The sequence below is a fragment of the Paenibacillus curdlanolyticus YK9 genome (genome assembly GCF_000179615.1).
In the GTDB taxonomy this organism is placed as follows: Bacteria; Bacillota; Bacilli; order Paenibacillales; family Paenibacillaceae; genus Paenibacillus_T; species Paenibacillus_T curdlanolyticus.
In genome coordinates this window covers 93,667-113,878 of the sequence record NZ_AEDD01000007.1, presented here as the reverse complement: position 1 = coordinate 113,878, position 20,212 = coordinate 93,667, and the positions used below count along the sequence as shown (strand labels likewise).

The following is a 20,212-nucleotide window of genomic DNA, read 5'->3' as shown; positions in this document are numbered from 1 at the left end:
CTGGGCGAATGCGCGGGAGGTGACGGGGGATGGCGGAGCAACGGTCGGGCAAAGCAATGCTTGAGGATTACCGCTTGGAGGACTGGCTTCGCTGTCCTTATCGATACGCGCGCAAGCGCGCATCGGACCGTCGGGCTGACCGCCTGCATTGGCGCCAGCTAGCGCAATATGCGATCAGCCATACAGTGAATGGCTTCTACCAATTGCCAGTGCAGTCGCGGAAGCGCGAAGCGATCAATCGGCTGCTGGAAGGCCGCTGGACGAATAAAGTGGACAGCTTCGAGTCCGCTACCCAGTATGAGCATGTGAAAGCTTTGCTGAAGGTGCGACTGTACCAGTTGCTGCTCGGAAGAAAGAGCTTTGACGGGATCAACGGCGATCCAATTATTGCGTTCGAGCGTTTTGAAACTTATGTTCAGCCGCTAGGGACGACGTTGTCCGTCATTTTTCATTCGGTATTCGGAGAAGCGGACGGACGCGAGCTCGTCATACGCAAATATACGGTCAATGCGGACCGTGACATCAGCGAAGCGTTTCGTCATCTCGTAACCGTGTTTGGTTACTATGCGTTCGGCCGAGTGCCGTCACGCATCGAAGTGCACGCCTTGCTGGACGGTACCGTCCAGTGCTGGCAGCCCGACGCCGCAGCCGTGTGTGCGTCGGTCGATTACTTGCGCTTGCTGCTCTCGTTCGAGATGGATGAGGGCGGCATACGCAAATCGGGCGATGCGGCCGAGTGCCGCACCTGCCCCCTCAGAGGCGACTGTCTGGCTGAAGGAGCACGTTCTTCTGTTGAGGAAGTCTCACCAACGTGTATGCCAGGCATTGTCATGTGAATGGCTTGATTGCCCTGAGCGGATCCAGGCAAAATCGCTAATCTATCTCTCATTTCAGGCATCATCGTGATTTCGCATTACTGCTACACCCCCTTCCTAGAGAAGGCTGCGGCGTAAATGTGCCGCGTCGCAGCTTTCGCCTGCCGGGTTATACCGGCAGGTTCTTTTTTTTATCTAATTATCACCTTTACAACCTTATTTAATTTGATAGAATATTAATAAATTAAAGAATATTTCCGCTTATATTTGCATATTTACACACAGCGAAGGAGATTGCTCCTCATGACGAATCAGCAGCTGCTCACCTTTCGTTCACCACCGCTTCCTTATTTTATTGAATCTAATCGCGTGACCTATTCGGCGGGGGAGGAGCATCCGAATCGCTCGAATATCGGCGTATTTGATATGCTGTTCCTGCATGAAGGGACGCTCCACATCGGCGAAGAGGACAAGCAGTGGTCGCTCGTCCCCGGGCAAATCTTGATTCTTCGGCCGGATCGATGGCACTATTCCGTAAAGCCGTGCGAGCAGGAGACGGTCTTCGACTGGATCCATTTCCAGGCTCCGGGCGAGTGGGAAGAGACAGACAGCGCGCATCCCGGTACGCTGCGCGGCGATTATTATACTTATGCAATAAGGCTGCCCAAGCATATGACGCTTTCCTACCCGGAGGAAGCGCGCGAGATGTTCGCAGGCCTGCATGAAGCGGCAAGCGGCTCCTCCCATGCGGCGTTCTGGGATCGGCAGCAGCGTTTCCTGCATCTGCTGCAGATGCTCGACGAGGGCTGGCGCTCGGATGAAGCGAAGGCAGCCGTGTCGGTGGCGGAGCGGGCTGCAGCCTATTTGAAGCTGCACTACCGAGCACCGATTAGCAACGGCATGCTTAGCGAAGCTTTGCGCCTCCATTCGAACTACATTGCACGCTGCATGACGGATGTGTTCGGCTGCACGCCGCAGCAGTATTTGCTCTACTATCGACTTGATCAAGCCAAGCTGCTGCTAATTAAGACGGACTGGCCGATTGCCCGAGTGGCGGAGGAAACAGGCTTTCGGCAGACGCCGCATTTTTCCCGCTTATTCGCAGAGCACACGGGGTTATCGCCGCTGCGATTCCGCAAGCGGTTTACAGGGTAGGCGAAGATCGCGGCTCTCATTTGCATAAATTCCCACTCGGTGCCAAATACTACCGTATCCCGATTGGAAGGCAGGCGGATGAGGTGGAGCGATTCGCGCTGAAGTCAGATGTGCATGAAGTGGTTGACCAATTTAAGGTATGGAATGTGAGAAGCTGCTTGGCAAACCGATTCAATATCGCGCCGACGCAGCAGGTATCGATCGTGATGAATGACCGGCACCAGCAGCGGACGATCGATGAAGCGAGATGGGGGCTGTTCCCGTTCTGGGCGAAGGATTCCATTAATGCAGATGGGGAGCGGGTCGGCTCGAAGCAGCATTTTAACCGGATGCTCAAAAGCCGCCGCTGCATCGTGCCGAGCACCGGATTTTACGGCTGGAAGCAGGAGGGGCCCGAGCGCGATCCGCGCGCGATGCATATCGTCGTGGATCGGAAGCCGCTGTTCGGCATGGCGGGCATTTACGACAGCTGGATTAACCCGCAGGGGAAAGAGGAGCGGGCGTTTACGATATTGACAGTCCAGTCCTCGGGTCCGATGTCCGCATGGCAGCAGCGCCTGCCGGTTGTTCTCGACGAGGAGGGCATCGAGCGCTGGATGAGTCCTGCGGTAACGGAGTTCGCCGAGCTGCGTACGTTTATTCAACCGCTGGAGCCGTTCCAGCTGCGCTCGTTCCCGGTGACGAATGCGGTTAGCGACGTGAAGTACGAGCAGCCCGATTGCGTGCTGGAGCTGAAATTCGGCTCGGCGTAAGTCTAATGCATCCAAAAGAAGCCCTGAGCGAGGCAGCGCTCAGGGCTTCTTGCTATGGGGCGGTGATGTATCGTGATGCTGCGTGTTGTGCGTTGCGTGCTGTGCGTTGCGTGCTGTGGCGTTGCGCATTGTGTGTTGTGTGCTGAAGTGCTGCGCCCTGTGGGGGCGGAGGTTATTGTATTCTGTGCAATGACCCCTTAAGCTTAGTGCGCTATAAGCTGTTCCCATTGCAATTCGTACAACGGCAAACCTCACATTTTCGCGAAATTTGCTTTAAACACACTTATGGAAACTTCCTCATTGTATGAATTGCAATGAAAGGATCATTGGAGAGAGCTAACGAAGATCCCATTGTACATCATGCAATAGGGAGTGGGGCGGCGGAGCCAATTCCGTTCGCCGTTGGCGTGAGCGCCATAACCGGAAGGTTGAGATGGCGGGCAATTCGGCTATAATGTGTAAGGGCCGATCCTCCATCGGATTGGCTAGAAAGAAGGTAAGTTTATGCGAATTGCAATCCCGCTGCTATGGTGCGCCGTTCTGTTCGTCTGCACCTGCACGATGAGCTTTAAGCTGCTGCTGCAGCATTTTGTGATCGAGTTTCATTGGGACGCCGACCCTAACCTTAGCGATTTGTTCCGGATGAATGATGTTTGGTTGACCAGCAAGCTGTATTTGCTGCAAAAAATCGGTCATTTCTCAGGCTTCTTCATCCTGACCCTGCTTCTCATATCGGCAGCAAGGCATGCCCGCAGCAACCCGTTAACCGCGATTCGCAAGGGCGTCATGCTGGCAGCAGGCTACGCCGTCCTGACGGAAGTGCTGCAGCTTTACTTCGGCCGGGATGGCCGCATTATCGATATGTTTATCGATGGCGCAGGCATTGCCCTTGCGGCAAGAATTGCGTACAGAGCTAGCAGGGGCCAGCAGGCGAAGAGCCGCCAACTGCGAGCTTAAGGGCTTAAGCCAGCGCCAATTCGCATGGGCTGTCGGCATTTTGTCGGCAGTCCTTTTTGCTGCGCACATAAAAACAACCTCCGGTATCGGAGTGCCGGAAGCTGTTCCAGGTTAAGGCTTTGCTAGCTGCTGGACGTAGTGGCTGGGCGCTACGCCGACAACTTTTTTGAACATGCGGGAAAAAAGCAGCGCATCCTTGTAGCCGACCGAGCGGGCGGTCTCCGTGACGGATAAACCGGTGCTGCGCAGCAGCTCTTTGGCTTTCTCCATGCGATAGTGGAGCAAATATTGCTGCGGCGGCATGCCGAGCGCCTCTCGGAAAAGCGTGGCGACGTATTTGCGGTCCAGTCCGAGATACTCGGACAATTGGCGAATCGTCACTTCTTCGTCGTAGTGGCGATGGATGAAGTCGGCGGCTTGCCGCACATATTCCTCCCGCGGCTTGCGGGCATCCGGCGCCTGCTGCTCAGCGGGAGCGAGCCGGATAAGCGTGGCAAGCAGCTCATACAAGGTCGCTTGCTGCAGCAGATCGCCTCCGGGACGCTCGCTCGTTTCCGCTAATCGGTCAAACCAGCTGCTATCCATCTCCGCAGGCTGATCAAATACCGGATTCACGGTTAGTGTCGTACGCTCCAGCACCAGATCAGCCTGCTGGCCGACGAAAGCGATGCAGTTGTATTTCCACGGGTCGTCCATATCCGCCGTATAAGAATAGACCTCGTTAGGGGGCGCATAGAAACCTTGTCCGCTTTGGATCGAATGGGTTTGGCCCCGATAGGTCATGCTGCCTCGACCCGATCGGGCAAAGTAAAGCTTGTGATGATCCTTGACGCCCGGCCCCCAGCTTTGGCCCGGCGTGTTGGCCTGCGCTCCCCAATAAATCATTTGCAAATCATGCGCGGCAACGGCAGCCGCTGGCTTGTTTCGAATGCCTTCTTTGGTTCGTCTTGTGCTCAATTGCTTCACCCGCTTCTGTTTTTCGACGATATTGCGATCTCGAATATTCTGACATTATACCATATTGTTCAGTCATTCTGTCATTGGGAATACATGACTGGCAGTGCTACAATAAGGCCATTACGGACAAGGAGCTGAACACTTTGGTATATACAGCTAATGAGAAACGCTATGACTCTATGACATATAACCGCAGCGGCCGCAGCGGCTTGCTGTTGCCCGCATTATCGCTAGGCCTCTGGCATAATTTTGGAGGAGTGGACAAGTACGAGAACGGCCGTGCGATGGTTCGCCATGCCTTCGATCTGGGCATTACGCATTTCGACCTTGCGAACAACTACGGACCGCCGGCAGGCTCCGCAGAGGAAAACTTCGGCCGCATCCTGTCGCAAGACATGGCGCCATACCGCGATGAGATGATCATTTCGACGAAAGCCGGCTATTACATGTGGCAGGGCCCTTACGGCGAGTGGGGCTCGCGCAAATATCTGGTTTCGAGCCTCGACCAAAGCTTGAAGCGGATGGGACTCGACTATGTCGATATTTTCTACCATCACCGTCCGGACCCGAACACGCCGCTTGAAGAAACGATGGGCGCATTGGATGCGATCGTACGCTCCGGCAAAGCGCTGTATGTCGGCATCTCGAACTATTCTGCGGAGCAAACGGCTGAAGCATCGGCGATCTTGAAGCGTCTTGGAACGCCATGCCTGATTCATCAGCCATCGTATTCCATGCTCAACCGTTGGATCGAGGATGGCTTGCAGGATGTGCTCGATCAAGAGGGCATCGGATCGATCGTCTTCTCGCCACTGGCGGGCGGCGTATTGACGGACCGTTACTTGGGCGGCGTGCCTGCTGATTCCCGTGCCGGAGGGGCAAGCGTGTTCCTCCAATCGAACGATCTGACCGAAGCCAAAATGGCGAAGGTCCGCAAGCTTAACGAGTATGCGCAAGAGCGCGGCCAAACGCTGGCGCAGATGGCGCTTGCTTGGGTGGTTCGCGGCGGACGCGTAACGTCGGCGCTGATCGGCGCAAGCCGCGTCTCGCAAATCGACGACAACGTAGCGGCGCTGAACAACCTGGCGTTCACAGAAGAAGAGCTGCGCCGCATCGAAAACGTGCTGGCGCTGCCGAACTAAATAACCGAGGGCTGCGCCGCAGCCAAATAAAGGGGCTTTCACCTTGCCATCGACGATGGCAAGGTGAAAGCCCCTTCGCATTATCTTGCTTATCGGCATGGCGGGAATGGCATAATGTCAGCCACTTGGCTGAACGGATAATGGAACGTCGCGAATTGCGATTGGTACAAGTATTGCAACAGGAAGAGCTCGCCGTTTTGGACGGCGCACAGGACGCCGGTCACGCCGGTGCCATTTCGCATCGAGAGGCCGACGGGACGACCGATGAGCATGCTCGCTTTTTGCTGCAGAGAAACAGTAGGGGGCATCGCGCCGGGGGATGGCATAAACATAGCTGCACCTCATTAATGGAGCTTAGAAGCTGCAGTCAATATATGCGAATGCCCGCCCCGAGGTTACCGCAAGGGCCGTCCGATTATTTGAAGAATCGAATCGTAAGCGGGTAACGATAGTGGCTGCCGTCATTGGCGCGTATGGCGCCGATGATCGTCAGAATGATCCAAGCGATGCCTAGCAGAATGGACGTAAGAATGCCGATTACGATCGTAATCAGAATGCCGGAAATAATGCCATAGATGGCCATACTGATCTGGAAGTTGAGCGACTCTTTGCCTTGCGCGTCAATATAAGCGGATTCATCCTTCTTGATGAGCCAGATGACAAGCGGACCGAGAATGGAGCCGAACGGAATGATGATGCCAACGAAAGCGAGCAGATGGCAAAGCATGCCGTACAATCGGTCATCCCGGGACAGATGATCAGGATACATCACTTACCCTCTCCTTTACTGGCGGACGTGAGTAACGGCCTATCGATGAACGATATGCAGCAACATACATGGCTATTCGGAACAAATTTGCGGATAGGAAAAAGTTCCTATTTCATATATTTACAAGTGAATGGAGGCTTCTTATAATATGGAAACGGCTTCAATGCTGAATGGGAGAAAATGGGGCGTGAAACGATGGGTCGCATCAAGTGGCTTTTTCTCGGATTAATCGGAACGATTCTGTTAAGCACGACTGCGCCTGTTGTCGCATCGGCTGCCGCGGCCGGAGCGACGGCTAGCCCTGCGGGTGCGGGCTGCGACGCATCCTGGTACGAGAAGTCGATGGCTTATGTGCCGACCGGACGGATAACGAATAAAGGGCAAGCGCAGCCGATCGAAGTGCAGATCGATAATGATACGGCGCTATATAAGACAAATGCAACACTTAGCTACGGCTCTACAGTGAAGGTATACGGCACGCTAAAGGTGAATGGGAGTACCTACTACGCGCTTCAAGATGATAAGTTTGTGAAAGCGTCGACGAATGTGAAATTCGAGGCGCTGCCCGAGAAGGTTCGGAATTGTATGGAGCCGCTCATCAGCGAGCATAACGTGAACCTATGGGTAGCAGAGGCAAGCAAAATAAAAACGCCGATTGCCAAGCTCGCCTATCTGTTCACTACGCTGACGGATCATGTCGCCTATGATTATGCGTTGTATGAAGGGACCGGCGGCAATATGCGGTCTCACACGAGCACAGGGGCATTAGCTTATGGCATGGCGGTCTGCGATGGCTATGCTTCCGCGCTGCAGGTGCTGCTGACGAAAGCCGGCATCGTAAACAAGACGATAACCGGCAGTGCCAACAACGGCAGCGGCCGAGGGTACGAAGCGCATATGTGGAATTTAGTGAAGCTCGATGGGTTTTGGTATCATGTCGATTCGACGTGGGGCGATAACTACATCGACCAGTTCCATTATTTCCTGCTGCCGGATCAGGATATGGGCCGTAATCATAAGTGGAGCGTAAAAACATACGCAACGAACGATAAGTACGCGTATTTTGATCGACTCGAAGTGTTTAATATGGACTATGTGAACGGAACCTATGACGAAATTCGGGCGGATGGCATTTATCGCGTGCAGCTTGCCGACAAGAAGAAGTTTACGCGGATTACGCCGGCTAACGACCGCGTTTATCGCAGGCCGCAGATCGATAATGGCACGATGTACTATTTGACGGATCGCGGGCTCAAGCGGGTGGGGGAGGATGGCTCCGATCCTAGGCTTATCCCGACAGGCGTGACGAACGACTTTATCGTATTTAACGGACATATCTACTACACGCACTTTATCGTTTCGTTTGATTCCCCTTATGAATTTCATTTGAACAAAACCGACTTGGACGGCAGCAATCCGGCAAGCGTGCATACGTTCACAGATCCCGACCATAACTTTAGCGGCTTCTATCTCATGAATAACGGCGCGCATAGCACGTTGTATTACTACACGAATGATCATGAGCTGGTGCAGGTCGATTCATATTAGTTAAAAAACACTGCTCACCTCGTTACAGCGATTGCTCGCTTGCTGACGAGGGGCAGTGTTTTTATTTAGCCGCATAAATGCTTCGCGCGCTTAATAGATCGTATGGATAATATCCTCAAAATTCGGCTCATCCAGATGAACGTCCTCGATCTCTCCGTATTGCTCAAGCAAGCGAAGGGCGTCCATGGCGCTAAGCTCGTTGCGATTGCACGCAATTGTGACTGTGCAGTCTTCGAAAGCGAGAAGGTGCAGCGCACTGGCTTCGACAATAGGTCCAGCCGATTCAGCGGAATGGGATGAAGCAGTCGATTGCGTATGGGAGCTAGGATGATGATTGGTGTGAATGCTCTGGTGGCTGGACGTCAGCGACTCGGGTAACGCTGGCTTCTGCCGGTAAGTGACGCGTATGACCGTTGGCAGGCCGATTCGACGGCGCAGCTCTTTAATGGTGCCATCGAAGCCGAGCGTTCCTTGGTTAATGACGATGACCCGGCTGCACAGCTGCTCGATATCGTCCATGTCGTGCGTCGTGAGCAGGATCGTTTTGCCCATCGCGACGTTAATATTGCGCAAGTATTCGCGAATGCTGCGTTTGGCGATGACATCAAGACCGATCGTGGGCTCGTCGAGGAACAAAATGTCGGGATCATGCAGCAGGGCAGCGGCGAGATCCGCACGCATGCGTTGGCCGAGCGACAGCTTACGGACGGGTGTATCTATATATTCGTCCAGCTGCAGCAGCTCCGTAAGTTCTTGCATCCGAGCCGCTTTGACTGCTGGCGCGAGTCCGTACATTGCGGCCAGAATATCGTAAGAGTCGCGAACGGGCAAGTCCCACCATAGCTGAGAGCGTTGGCCGAACAGCACGCCGAGCCTTCTCGCTACACGGCGTCTGTCGCGATGCGGGTTTAATCCATCGATCCGGACTTCGCCGGAGGTAGGGTGCAGAATGCCGGACAGCATCTTGATCGTCGTCGATTTCCCGGCGCCATTGGGGCCGATATATCCGACGAATTCGCCGGGCTCGATCGTAAAATTAACGCCGCTAACGGCATGCTTCATCGCGTGTTGGCGAGACAGCATGGTTCGGAAGCCGCGGAATGGACCTTCCGGGGCCGCGACGGGAAGCCGGAAGCTTTTATGTAAATTCGTAACGGTGATCATGGAAGTCGCTCCTTACGTTTTTGCGAAGCAAAAGCACTTCGAAAGCATAGTGCGCGTCGAAGGCTATGCTTCGATTTTTGCCCATGCTTAGCTGCCTGTGCTTTGATACCGGCTTAAGCCGAGCCGCCAGAATATCAGAGACAAGACGAGCAATGCGCCTGCAACGGCGGCGGCCAGCGGCAGCATCCACCAGCCTGTATCCCCGCGCAGCACGAACAAGCCCGGCATGTAATTGGCAAAGCCGACTGGAATGACGCCGAGCAAAATCCCTTGCAGCCACCTTGGATAAATCGATATCGGATATTGCGCGGCCGTTCTCGCAGCATCCTCGGTAATGTTTTGCAGCTCGGTAATGCGCGTGAGCCAAAAGCCGACGGTCGCAGTAAGCAGGCCGATTGCGAACAGCAGCACGGCGCCGGAGAAAATGACGAAGATCGATAAAGGAACGGCAATCCAGCCGAGCTGGCCTGCCTGCATGAGAGAGGCGAGGGAGAGCGATAGAATCGCGATGCCTTGGATCAGTTCGCCAGCGCGTATGGATACATTCCGCGACATAAGCGCGACGAGCACCGGCACGGGACGCAGCAGCAGCGCATCCAGTTCGCCGCTAACGAGGTAGCTTTCGATGTTGTGCACATCAGAAGCGACGGTGCGGTACAACGCTTTGGACAGAGTCAATACGGCATAAAGCCAGCCAGCTTCCGAGAGACTCCAGCCCTGAATGTGGCCGAATTTGAGCAAAATGACGGCAAGCATCAAAAATTCAACGACGTTAATTAATGCGGACATCGCCGTCGAGAACCAAAAGTTAAAGCGATACTGCATGCGACTGCGAAAGCTCGCAGCGACGAGCAGACCATACATGCGAAGTCCGTTCATCCGCCTTGCACCTCCACTTTTCGCCGCATAATAGAGGTTACTGTCAGGCATACGCACGTCAGTGCAGCAGCCCAAAGCAGCGACCCGATGAGCTCGCTCGGCTGTGCCATGTCGAGATAGATGCGTGTAGGAACGTAATGCAGATACGGATAAAACGAATAGCGGGCGATCGCAGCGAGCGGCTCTGGCAGCCATTCGAGCGGAATCATAAAGCCGGACAGCAGCATGCTGAGCGCGTAATTGACCCAGTACAGCCAACGTGATTCCGTCGACCAGAGGGCGAAAGCTCCGATCAAGTAGTTGAGGCAAATGCAAATGTGGGCGGCAAGCAGCAAAGCAATCGCGGTCCAAGCATAGGCCAGCCAGGATGTCGGCAGATAGAAGGGGAGGACGAGCGCGTACAAAACGTAGAGAGGGATAAATTTGTACACGAATTGATAAGCGACCTGCCCCCATTCCTTGCTCATCAGCTGGTAGAACAAATGAGCGGGACGCATGAGCTCCAGCGCAATTTGTCCAGTGCGGACAGATTGTTCGATCCCGAGCCCGTTCGTAAGGAAGGCGGCGACCCATAAGGAGCATTGATTAAACGCCACATAGCTGACGATGCCGGCGGTCCCGTAACTGCCGAGCGGTTGGTCAGCGGCAATCGCTGTCCAGATCGAGACATAGATAAAGCCGAATAAAGCGCTTGCGATGTTGTGGATCAGATGCGCGCCGCGATATTGCTTGTTGCGGGCGTAGTTTTTGCGGGCCAAAACGTAGAAAAGCATGTAACACCTCCAACCAATGATTAGGCGAAAGTGCGTAGAGCGCGGAAGAAGATCATAGCAGAGCGGGATGGAGGTTTGCAAGCGTTTTTTTAGTTCGCTATTGGCGGGGAAATGGGCTGGCGGAGGGAATAGGGAAGGGAGATGTGCGCTATTGGTGGGGGAGTGAGCTGGCGGCTGGAATAGGGAAGGAAAATGTGCGCTATTGGTGGGGAAATGAGCTGGCGGCTGGAATAGGGAAGGGAAATGTGCGCTATTGGCGGGGAGATGAGCTGGTGGAGGGGATAGGGAAGGGAAATGTACGCTATTGGCGGGGAAATGGGCTGGTGGAGGGAATAGGGAAGGGAGATGTGCGCTATTGGTGGGGAAATGAGTTGGCGGATGGGATAGGGAAGGGAAATGTGCGCTATTGGTGGGGGAGTGAGCTGACAGCGAGGGGAAGCAGAAAGACTGGCGATGCAGAAAATTTCTGCACCGCCAGTTCATGATAGTAGTTAGTTTAAGTTGTCGGAGCGATGCCGAACGTTTGGCGCTCGGGCGATGAGTTAGGTGGCTCCGGCTCCAAGCGATCTTCTGAATTCCGCCGTGAGCAGCGGCACGATTTCGAACAGGTCGCCGACGATGCCGTAGTCGGCGACGCCGAAGATGGGGGCTTCGGCGTCTTTGTTGATGGCGACGATGACGCGAGAGCCGCTCATGCCAGCGAGATGCTGGATTGCGCCGCTGATGCCGCAGGCAATATAGAGCTGGGGCGTCACGACTTTGCCGGTTTGCCCGATCTGCAGCGCGTAGTCGCAGTAGCCCGCGTCGCAGGCGCCGCGCGAGGCGCCGACTGCGCCGCCGAGCAAGGCGGCAAGCGCCTGCAGCGGCGCGAAGCCATCGGCGCTGCGGACGCCTCGGCCGCCGGAGACGATGACATCGGCCTCGGCGAGATCAACGCCGCCGCTCGCCTTGCGTACGACGGAGCGGACGGTCGTCCATAGCGTCGGCGCGCGATAAGCAAGCGCCGCCACGCTGCCTTGCGGGATGCCGGGCGGAAGCGGCTTCGCCGGCGGAAGATTGTTCGGGCGCACCGACAGCACCGCTGGTGCGCCCGGCACGATGCGAAGCCGCTCGACGGCTTTGCCGGCGTAGAGCGGCCGCACGAATACGACGTCACCGCCATCGCCGCTATGCTCGATGGCGGTGACGTCGGCAATATGGGCCGCGCCGATGGCGGCGGCCACGCGGGGCGCGACCTCGCGCCCCAAAGCGGTGTGGCCGAGCAGCACGGCGCTCGGCTGCACCGCATCGATGGCGGCGGCGATCGCAGCCTGCACCGCCTCCGGCGCGCTGCCATGCAGCGAAGGGTCGTCGGCCACATGGACGACGACCGCGCCGCGTGCGGCCAGCTCGGCGGCAGCTTCCGCAAGCGCCGCGCTATCGGTGCCGGCGATGACGGCGTGCACCGCGCCGCTATCGCCGGCGAGCAGCCTGGCTGCGCCAAGCGCCTCCAGTGCGACGCGGCGCAGCCGCCCGTCTTTGCTTTCGGCGTAGACCAAGCAGGTTAGGCTCATAGAGAGTAGCCTCCTTTTGTAGAAAAGATCCTGAGGCTTCGGGGCCTCAGGTAAAGTGCGGCGAGAACGCGATTGTTAAGCAAGCGCCAATCCATTTTTGTTATGTGATCTCGCAGGCATGTTCAGGTCGACTGGTTGCAGTGCTTCCAGCTCCATCCCGGCCCCTAATTTCCGCGTCCTAAAGCACCTTAGCCTCATCATGCAGCAGCCTGACCAGCTCGGCGGCCTGCACCGCGGGGTCGCCAGCAATCCGCTTGCCTGCGGCGCGCGCCGCTGCAGCATCCACTGTTGCTCGAACAGCCTTTGGAGAAGGAGTATCCACGCCAAGACCAGCCAACTCGCTTCGGTTGACGACGCGAAGCGGCTTCCGCTTTGCCTTCATAATGCCGGGCAGCGAAGGGTAGCGCGGCTCGTTCAATCCTTGCTGCGCGGTGACCAAAGCGGGAAGGGGGACCTCGACCGTTACGGCATCCCCTTCGGCGTCGCGTTCGGCGACGAGCGTGCCGCCGGCAAGGTCGAGCTTCACCGCAGCGGACACATGGGGCAAGCCCAGCCGCTGCGCCACTTGCAGGGCAACGCTTCCCGACCCGGTATCCACGGCGAATAAACCGGCTAGCACGAGATCCGGCGCCAACGGCTGGATAACTGCCGCGACCGCGGCGGCAACCGCCGCGCTGTCGTCCTCGGAGCCGATTTCGATCCGAATGGCCTCATCCGCCCCCATCGCAAGGGCCGTGCGCAGCGCTTCCGCGCTTTGCTCCGGTCCGCATGCAACGGCCGTAATGCTAATGCCGCCGCCGCCCGCACGCTCGCGAATGCGCAGCGCCTCCTCCAATGCGTACTCGTCGTAAGGGTTCACAATAAGCTTGACGCCCTCGGACGAGACTTGCCCTCCGCGCACGACGATTTTTTCCTCGGTGTCGAACGTTTGCTTGACCAGCACAACGATGTTCATATTGGCTCTCGCCTCCTCATACCAGCGCGAATCATGCCTTACTACACCTTTATGTTCCTTCCAAAATGGCGCGTGTCCGTCAGTGCTACGATATGAAAGACGGCCAGCGATTAGACTATCGCCCGAGCCTTGAATCTCCCAGCAGCGGTCTTCCGGCCAACCGAAAATAACAATCGTTCCGCGCGTCGCGTCAGTTCGGTTCCCTCTCGGTTTCCTCATGGTCTCTTTCCGGTTCCCTCGATACCTTCATTCATTCCAAAGCGTCTCGTACCACGATTACACGGGCTCACAGGCGGCATGTTCACGTAAGGGAGTTCATATACTGGGAACAACGCGCAGTTGTGAAAGCGCTTCAACAACTTGTCCGATCGAAGGACATGAGCAAAGGGGCGGTGCTGCGTTGACGGAGGAATGGGCGATTAAGGCGGTCAAATGGCTCTTGTTTGCATGCGTGTCAGGCATGGCGCTCAGGTGGTTTGCACAGGCCGTTCTCAGTCGAGTCGCATACATGCGGCTGGGCAAAGGGACGTTTCGTCCGCCGCCTGCTCCTCAACCCGCAAGCGGGGAGGCTGCGGCCTTGAAGGCGCATCCGAAGCAGGCAAGGCGAGCGCGAGCGAAGGCATTCGGAGACGTAGGGGCGCAAGTATTAGGCCATCGCAAGCTGCTGCGCGATTTGCGAAGCGGCATCATGCACTTGCTGTTTTTTTACGGCTTTATTGTGCTGCAGTTCGGCGCGCTGGATTTGATCTGGCGGGGCTTAACGGAGCAGCCGCTTCCTTATGCCCGTTACGGCTGGTTCTCCTTCGTGCAGGAAACGACGGTTGCCGTCGTATTCATCGCCGTGCTTTATAGCGTGTATCGGCGGTACGGAGAACGGGTCGAACGGCTCAAGCGCGGCTGGAAGCCCGCGATTGTGTCGCTGTTCATTGGAGGCATTTGCGCAACCGTCTTGCTTACGCTCTCGTTTGAGCGCATTGCTCAGCCAGCCGATGTGTTTCCCCAAGCCTATGCGCCAATTACGGCTGCAATCGCTTCGATCCTTACTGCAATTGGCGCCACGCCGGCAGCGGCGGAGTCTGGCAATGAGGCAGCATGGTGGCTGCATCTATTCGTGCTGCTCGGATTTCTCGTCTACGTGCCGCAGTCCAAACATTTTCACCTGCTGACGGCGCCGGCGAACCTATGGCTAAGGCGCGGGGCGAAGCCCGGGCGGCTTGAGCCTATTAATTTGGAGGATGAGGAGGCGGAGTCGTTCGGCGTAGGACGCGTTGAAGATTTTCGGCGCAAGCAGCTGCTCGATTTGTACGCTTGCGTGGAATGCGGACGGTGCACAAACGTATGTCCAGCCTCGAACACCGGCAAGCTGCTGTCGCCGATGCATTTGATCGTGAAGCTGAGAGACCATCTGACGGAAAAGGGGGCGGCTGTCACACAGCAGCGGCCGAATGCGCCAGCGTGGCTGTGGGGGAAGGACGGCGATGAACAATCAGGCAGCGGAGCGCACGCGATGGGAGCTTCTGTGCCGGTATGGAACGGCGGGCGAAGCGCGGCGGATACCTCCATCGCCCCGACGATGGAGGCGCAGGCCGAGGCCTGGCAGCGGACGCTGCCAGGGGAAGGCGGCTCGTCCGCAGAGGATACGCCGCTTATCGGGGGCGTGATGACGGAGGCGGAGCTGTGGTCATGCACAACCTGCCGCAATTGCGAGGATCAGTGTCCGGTCGGCAATGAGCATGTGGACAAAATCATCGATATGCGCCGCCATCTCGTGCTGATGGAAGGGCGGCTGCCCGCGGAGGGACAGCGCGCGATGCAAAATATCGAGCGGCAGGGCAATCCATGGGGGCTGCCCCGCGCCGAACGCGCCGCTTGGATGGAAGCATGCGAGCAGCAGACCGGCATCGTGGTCGAGTCTGTTCGAGACATGGCGCAGCGCGGCGAGCAGCCGGAGTGGGTCGTGTGGGCGGGCTCGATGGGCGCTTACGATACGCGCAGCCGCAAAGTGCTGTTCGCGCTCGTTCGGCTGCTTCACGCCGCGGGCGTGCGATTCGCGGCGCTAGGGGAGGAGGAGCGCAATTCGGGCGATACGCCGCGCAGGCTCGGCAACGAGCTGCTGTTTCAGGAGCTGTGCGCAGACAACATTGCGACGCTGGAGCGGTACGGCATCCGGCGGATCGTGACGGCATGCCCGCATACGTTTCATGCGCTGCGCAATGAATATCCCGATTTTGGCCTATCGCCAGAAACGGAAGTGGTACACCATACCGAGCTGCTGGCGCGGCTGCTGGATGACGGGCGGCTGACGCCGGTTCACCCGCTGCGCGAGACGGTCGCTTACCATGATTCCTGCTACATGGGACGGTATAACGGCGCTTATGAGGCGCCACGGCGCATTTTGTGGGCGATTCCTTCGCTTCAGCTAGCCGAGCTGGAGCGTTCGGGGCGCAATGCGATGTGCTGCGGCGCTGGCGGCGGGCTCATGTGGATGGAAGAGAAAGCGGGCGCCCGCGTGAACGTGGCGAGGGTGACGCAGGCGCTGGCGGTCGAACCGACGGTGATCGGCTCCGGCTGCCCTTACTGCTTGACGATGATGGAGGATGGGCTTCGCCATTTGGAACAGGAGAATACGTCGGCACGCGATGTCGCGGAGCTGCTCGCCGCTTCGGTGCTCGGGTGAACTGAGCGTTAGCGCGTGACGCGGGTCGCAGCTCGCAAATCTTCGTACGCAGCAGCATTCTGCGTCACACACTACACGCCGCGCTGCGGCGCATGATATGCATCACACAATATCAGCATGACAGAGGAGGGATTCGCGTGAGTCAATCCCATCGACCGATCCGTCAAGCGGCGGTCATCGGGTCTGGCGTTATGGGCGCCGCGATCGCCGGCCATTTGGCCAATGCAGGCATTCGGGTCACATTGCTCGACATTGCGCCTGACCGACTAACGGCTGAAGAGGAGAAGGCGGGCTTGACGCTTGATCGTCCTGAGGTGAGGCGGCGGCTGGCAGCGGCTGCGATCGCGAGATTTAAATCATCAAAGCCAGCTCCGTTATACGATCCGTCATTCGCAAGCCGCCTGACGCCGGGCTGCCTCGCCGACGACGCGCATAAGCTTCGGGAGGCCGAATGGATCGTGGAGGCGGTAACTGAACGTCCGGATGTGAAGAAGGCGGTGCTCGATCTTGTGGAGCAGCATCGCGCGCCGGGGTCCATCGTCAGCACGAACACGTCGGGCTTGTCGGTTGCTGCGCTTGCCGAGGGGAGAAGCGAGGACTTTCGAAAGCATTTTCTAGCGGCGCATTTCTTTAATCCGCCTCGTTACATGAAGCTGGTCGAGCTTGTGACTTCGCCTGACACGGACGACGCTGCGCTGAGCAGGCTGTCCGAGGTGTGCGAGCGGCAGCTAGGCAAAGGCGTCGTCGTCGCCAAAGATACGCCGAACTTTATCGCCAACCGCATCGGGACGTACGGTATGCTCGTGACGCTGGAAGAGATGGCGCGGTTCGGCTTGACGGTGGAGGAAGTGGATGCGCTGACGGGGCCTTCGCTCGGACGTCCGAAGACGGCGACGTTTCGGATGCTAGATCTCGTTGGTTTGGATACGCTGCTGCATGTGGTCGATAACGTGCGCGAGCGGAGCGATGATCCCGAGGATGCCAGCGTATTCGCGCGTCCGGCGATTTTGGAGCGGCTTGTGTCGGAAGGACGGCTGGGCGAAAAAAGCGGCCAAGGCTTTTACCGCAAACGCAAGCCTGCTGGCGGCGGCCCAGGCCGCAGCGAAATCGAAGCGCTATCGCTCGTCACCAATGATTACGCGCCTGTAGCAAAAGTATCTTCGCCTATCATCGACGGGGCGAAGGCTGCCAAAGGCGCAGCGGCCAAGGCGCAAGCGCTGCTGGCCGGCGTCTGGCAGGCGCCGCTGCCGCCCGGCGGCGCCCAAGCTGCCCAAGCAGCGCCGCGCGCTGGCACGAGCGCGGGAGGCGGCGGCTCCGCGTCGCTGCATGCCGCCGGCGCGCCTGCGCCAGCCGCACCGGCATCGGCGCACAGCGACGCAGCTGGCGCGGGCGCCGGGGCAGCCCCGCCTCGCGCGGATGCCACAGCATCCGCTGCATCCGCCGCTTCGCCAGCAGGCGCGGCGGCACTAGCGCCGCATGCAAGTGCAGCGGCGCCAACCAGCGAGCCTGCCGCCGCGAGCCCTGCGGCCGCCAACGCCCGTCACGCGCTGCCGCGTGACGTCCGCTACACGCTGTTCTCGTGGTACGCGCTGAAGCGAACGCTGCTGTACGCAGCGCGGCAGGTCGGCGTCATCGCCGATACCATCGTCGATATCGATCGTGCGATGGAATGGGGCTTTAACTGGGAGCTGGGCCCATTCGCGCTCTGGGATGCGCTTGGCGTTGAGCGGACGGTACGCCGCATGAAGGCGGAGGGCGATGCGATTCCGGAATGGGTCGAGTCGTGGCTGGCCGCGGGCAACAAAACCTTTTATAAGCAGGAGGGCCTGTCGCGGCTCTACGTATCGAGCGGTGCATTCCGGACGGTAGAGGAGCCTGCCGATACGATCTTGCTTCAGCCGCTGAAAGCGGCGGGTCGCATCATAATGGGTAATGCGGGAGCGAGCTTGATCGATATCGGGGACGATGTGGCTTGCTTGGAGTTCCATTCGCCGAACAATGCGATCGGCTCGGATATATTGACGGCGATCCGGCGTTCGGCCGAGGAGGTTGGGCGGAATTGGCGGGGCTTGGTCGTGGCCAATGAAGGCCGCAACTTCTGCGTCGGAGCGAATTTGCTGCTGCTGCTTATGGAAGCGCAGAACGACGAGTGGGATGAGGTTGAGGATATTATCCGCCAGTTCCAAGACAGCATGCTGCAGCTCAAAAGGGTGGAGCGGCCGGTCGTCGCCGCCCCGCATCGGATGACGCTCGGCGGCGGCGTCGAAGCGTGCCTGCCGGCGGATCGGGTTCTGTTCTCGCCTGAAACGTACTACGGGCTCGTCGAGACGGGCGTCGGGCTCATACCCGCTGGCGGCGGCTGCAAGGAAGCGGCACTCATGGCTGCTGTGCGTGCCCAGTCGGTTGCCCATGGCTCGCTTAACGATCAGCTGGTGCCGCTGTTCGAAACGATTGCGATGGCCAAAACAACGACAAGCGGGCATGAAGCGGCGGCAATCGGACTGATGCGTCCGCAGGATGCAGTCATCGGGCGGCAGGATGCTCGCATTGCGGAGGCGAAGCGGGCCGTGCTGGAGCTGGATCGCGCCGGCTATGCAGCGCCCGATCCGCAGCAGCGCGTAGCCGTCGCCGGCCGTGAAGGCAAGGCCGTGCTCCTGCTCGCCGTCGACGCGATGCGGCGAGGCGGTTTTATAAGCGCGCATGACGCGCGGATTGCGACGCAGCTTGCGCATGTGCTCGCGGGCGGCGATGCCGCGCCGGGCGCTGAGGTTAGCGAGCAATATTTGCTCGATTTGGAACGCGAAGCGTTCTTGACGCTGCTTGGCGAGCCGCTGACGCAGCAGCGGATGCGCCATATGCTGGAGACCGGCAAGCCGCTGCGCAACTAAGTCTCGTACAGAAGGGGGAGAGTGAATGCCTAACGATTGGGAACGCGATCCTGTCATCGTCTCCGCGGTGCGGACCGCAGTCGGCAAAGCCAAACGGGGCGCGTTGTCGCAGACGCGCGCGGAGGATATGGGGCGCGCCGTGCTGCGGGCGGCTGTCGATCGGGTGCCGGGGCTGCGTGCGTCCGACATCGAAGATGTCATCATCGGCTGCGCGATGCCGGAAGGCGAGCAAGGGCTTAATTTTGCAAGGTTGATGTCGCTGTATGCGGGCTTCCCGCATTCCGTGCCAGCAGTGACGGTGAATCGCTTCTGCGCATCCGGGCTTCAAGCGATTGCTTATGCTTCCGAGCGCATACGGCTCGGCGAAGCTGAGGTGATCGTAGCTGGCGGGGTCGAAAGCATGAGCCATGTGCCGATGACGGGCTTCCGGCTGTCGCCTCATCCGGCCATCGTCGATATGATGCCTGAAGCCTATATGGGGATGGGGCACACGGCTGAGGAGGTTGCGCTGCGCTATGGCGTCAGCCGCCAAGATCAGGATGCGTTTGCGGCAGGAAGCCACCGCAAGGCGGCGGCCGCGATTGCCGAAGGGCGATTTCAGGATGAAATCGTCCCGATGGAGGTGAAGCTTGCGAGCGTGGATGCGTCAGGACGGCCGATTGAGCGATCCTTTACGTTTCAGGTCGATGAAGGGGTACGGCCGGATACGACGGAGGCAAGGCTGGCTGCGCTGAAGCCGTCCTTCGCGCGCGCGGGCACCGTGACAGCGGGCAATGCCTCGCAGATGAGCGACGGCGCTGCGGCAGTCGTCGTCATGAGCCGGGCGCGGGCAGTGCGGCTCGGCGTGCAGCCGCTGGCGAGCTTCCGCTCCTACGCGGTTGCGGGCGTTGCGCCTGAGGTGATGGGCATCGGGCCAATCGAAGCGATTCCGAAGGCGGTTGCTCGCGCGAGAATTTCGCTGGATCAGGTCGACTTGTTCGAACTGAACGAAGCGTTCGCCGCGCAGTGCGTACCGATTATTCGGGAGCTGGGTTTGGCGGAGGAACGGGTGAATGTGAACGGCGGCGCGATTGCGCTTGGGCATCCGCTGGGCTGCACGGGAGCGAAGCTTACCGTTTCGCTGTTGCATGAGCTGCGCAGGCGGGATGCGCGATACGGGATCGTGTCGATGTGCGTTGGAGGAGGCATGGGCGCCGCAGGCGTGTTCGAACTAGAGAGGAGCGTGTGA

The 20,212-nt window shown here is 58.4% G+C and carries 17 protein-coding genes; 9 read left to right on the top strand and 8 right to left on the bottom strand.

Going from position 1 to position 20,212, the window contains the following annotated elements:
• Window positions 1-29: 29 nt before the first annotated feature.
• The 4 genes from PAECUDRAFT_RS24745 to PAECUDRAFT_RS14090 all read left to right on the top strand — a co-directional run bounded on the left by PAECUDRAFT_RS24745 (window position 30) and on the right by PAECUDRAFT_RS14090 (window position 3,679).
• Window positions 30-836 carry a hypothetical protein gene (locus tag PAECUDRAFT_RS24745; protein WP_006038774.1) on the top strand — a complete coding sequence of 269 codons (807 nt, stop codon included), beginning with the start codon at window positions 30-32 and terminating at the stop codon, window positions 834-836.
• Window positions 837-1,118: 282 nt separating this feature from the next.
• Entirely contained in the window at window positions 1,119-1,970 is an 852-nt protein-coding gene (locus PAECUDRAFT_RS14100) for a helix-turn-helix transcriptional regulator (protein ID WP_006038773.1), read from the top strand.
• Between the two features lie 20 nt (window positions 1,971-1,990).
• On the top strand, window positions 1,991-2,722 hold the full coding sequence (locus PAECUDRAFT_RS14095; protein ID WP_233516765.1) for an SOS response-associated peptidase: 732 nt from the start codon (window positions 1,991-1,993) through the stop codon (window positions 2,720-2,722).
• Between the two features lie 504 nt (window positions 2,723-3,226).
• The gene (locus tag PAECUDRAFT_RS14090) at window positions 3,227-3,679 is read left to right on the top strand and encodes a VanZ family protein (protein ID WP_006038771.1); all 453 of its coding nucleotides are present in this window, start codon (window positions 3,227-3,229) and stop codon (window positions 3,677-3,679) included.
• A 111-nt stretch (window positions 3,680-3,790) separates the two neighbouring features.
• On the opposite strand, the gene PAECUDRAFT_RS14085 is transcribed toward PAECUDRAFT_RS14090, so the two are convergent.
• Complete coding sequence (locus PAECUDRAFT_RS14085; protein WP_040712637.1) at window positions 3,791-4,636, bottom strand: AraC family transcriptional regulator; 846 nt, start codon at window positions 4,634-4,636, stop codon at window positions 3,791-3,793.
• 143 nt (window positions 4,637-4,779) lie between these two features.
• Between PAECUDRAFT_RS14085 and mgrA the strand changes: the two genes are divergently transcribed.
• Window positions 4,780-5,778 (top strand): L-glyceraldehyde 3-phosphate reductase, encoded by a 999-nt coding sequence (mgrA, locus tag PAECUDRAFT_RS14080; RefSeq protein ID WP_006038769.1) that lies wholly within the window; start codon window positions 4,780-4,782, stop codon window positions 5,776-5,778.
• Window positions 5,779-5,867: 89 nt separating this feature from the next.
• On the opposite strand, the gene PAECUDRAFT_RS14075 is transcribed toward mgrA, so the two are convergent.
• Entirely contained in the window at window positions 5,868-6,110 is a 243-nt protein-coding gene (locus tag PAECUDRAFT_RS14075) for a hypothetical protein (RefSeq protein WP_006038768.1), read from the bottom strand.
• 83 nt (window positions 6,111-6,193) lie between these two features.
• A complete protein-coding gene (locus PAECUDRAFT_RS14070) occupies window positions 6,194-6,547 on the bottom strand; it encodes a DUF4870 domain-containing protein (protein ID WP_006038767.1) in 354 nt (117 codons plus the stop codon).
• A gap of 195 nt (window positions 6,548-6,742) precedes the next feature.
• Here PAECUDRAFT_RS14070 and PAECUDRAFT_RS14065 point away from each other — a divergent pair, with 195 nt between their 5' ends.
• Complete coding sequence (locus PAECUDRAFT_RS14065; RefSeq protein WP_040712633.1) at window positions 6,743-8,095, top strand: SLAP domain-containing protein; 1,353 nt, start codon at window positions 6,743-6,745, stop codon at window positions 8,093-8,095.
• Window positions 8,096-8,185: 90 nt separating this feature from the next.
• On the opposite strand, the gene PAECUDRAFT_RS14060 is transcribed toward PAECUDRAFT_RS14065, so the two are convergent.
• The 5 genes from PAECUDRAFT_RS14060 to PAECUDRAFT_RS14035 form a co-directional block, all read right to left on the bottom strand.
• On the bottom strand, window positions 8,186-9,259 hold the full coding sequence (locus PAECUDRAFT_RS14060) for an ABC transporter ATP-binding protein (protein ID WP_006038765.1): 1,074 nt from the start codon (window positions 9,257-9,259) through the stop codon (window positions 8,186-8,188).
• Window positions 9,260-9,346: 87 nt separating this feature from the next.
• A complete protein-coding gene (locus PAECUDRAFT_RS14055; protein WP_006038764.1) occupies window positions 9,347-10,138 on the bottom strand; it encodes an ABC transporter permease in 792 nt (263 codons plus the stop codon).
• Window positions 10,135-10,911, bottom strand: a complete 777-nt coding sequence (locus PAECUDRAFT_RS14050; protein ID WP_006038763.1) for an ABC transporter permease — start codon at window positions 10,909-10,911, stop codon at window positions 10,135-10,137. Before PAECUDRAFT_RS14050 ends, PAECUDRAFT_RS14055 begins: the two co-directional genes overlap by 4 nt.
• Window positions 10,912-11,453: 542 nt before the next feature.
• Window positions 11,454-12,464 carry an electron transfer flavoprotein subunit alpha/FixB family protein gene (locus PAECUDRAFT_RS14040; RefSeq protein WP_006038761.1) on the bottom strand — a complete coding sequence of 337 codons (1,011 nt, stop codon included), beginning with the start codon at window positions 12,462-12,464 and terminating at the stop codon, window positions 11,454-11,456.
• 178 nt (window positions 12,465-12,642) lie between these two features.
• A complete protein-coding gene (locus PAECUDRAFT_RS14035) occupies window positions 12,643-13,419 on the bottom strand; it encodes an electron transfer flavoprotein subunit beta/FixA family protein (RefSeq protein WP_006038760.1) in 777 nt (258 codons plus the stop codon).
• A gap of 460 nt (window positions 13,420-13,879) precedes the next feature.
• On the opposite strand from PAECUDRAFT_RS14035, the gene PAECUDRAFT_RS14030 reads away from it, so the two are divergent.
• From PAECUDRAFT_RS14030 to PAECUDRAFT_RS14020, 3 genes are all read left to right on the top strand, one after another.
• Window positions 13,880-16,096, top strand: coding sequence for a (Fe-S)-binding protein (locus PAECUDRAFT_RS14030; protein ID WP_050794360.1), 2,217 nt, complete (start codon window positions 13,880-13,882; stop codon window positions 16,094-16,096).
• 137 nt (window positions 16,097-16,233) lie between these two features.
• Window positions 16,234-18,984 carry a 3-hydroxyacyl-CoA dehydrogenase/enoyl-CoA hydratase family protein gene (locus PAECUDRAFT_RS26400; RefSeq protein WP_006038758.1) on the top strand — a complete coding sequence of 917 codons (2,751 nt, stop codon included), beginning with the start codon at window positions 16,234-16,236 and terminating at the stop codon, window positions 18,982-18,984.
• Window positions 18,985-19,009: 25 nt separating this feature from the next.
• Window positions 19,010-20,212, top strand: coding sequence for an acetyl-CoA C-acyltransferase (locus tag PAECUDRAFT_RS14020; protein WP_006038757.1), 1,203 nt, complete (start codon window positions 19,010-19,012; stop codon window positions 20,210-20,212).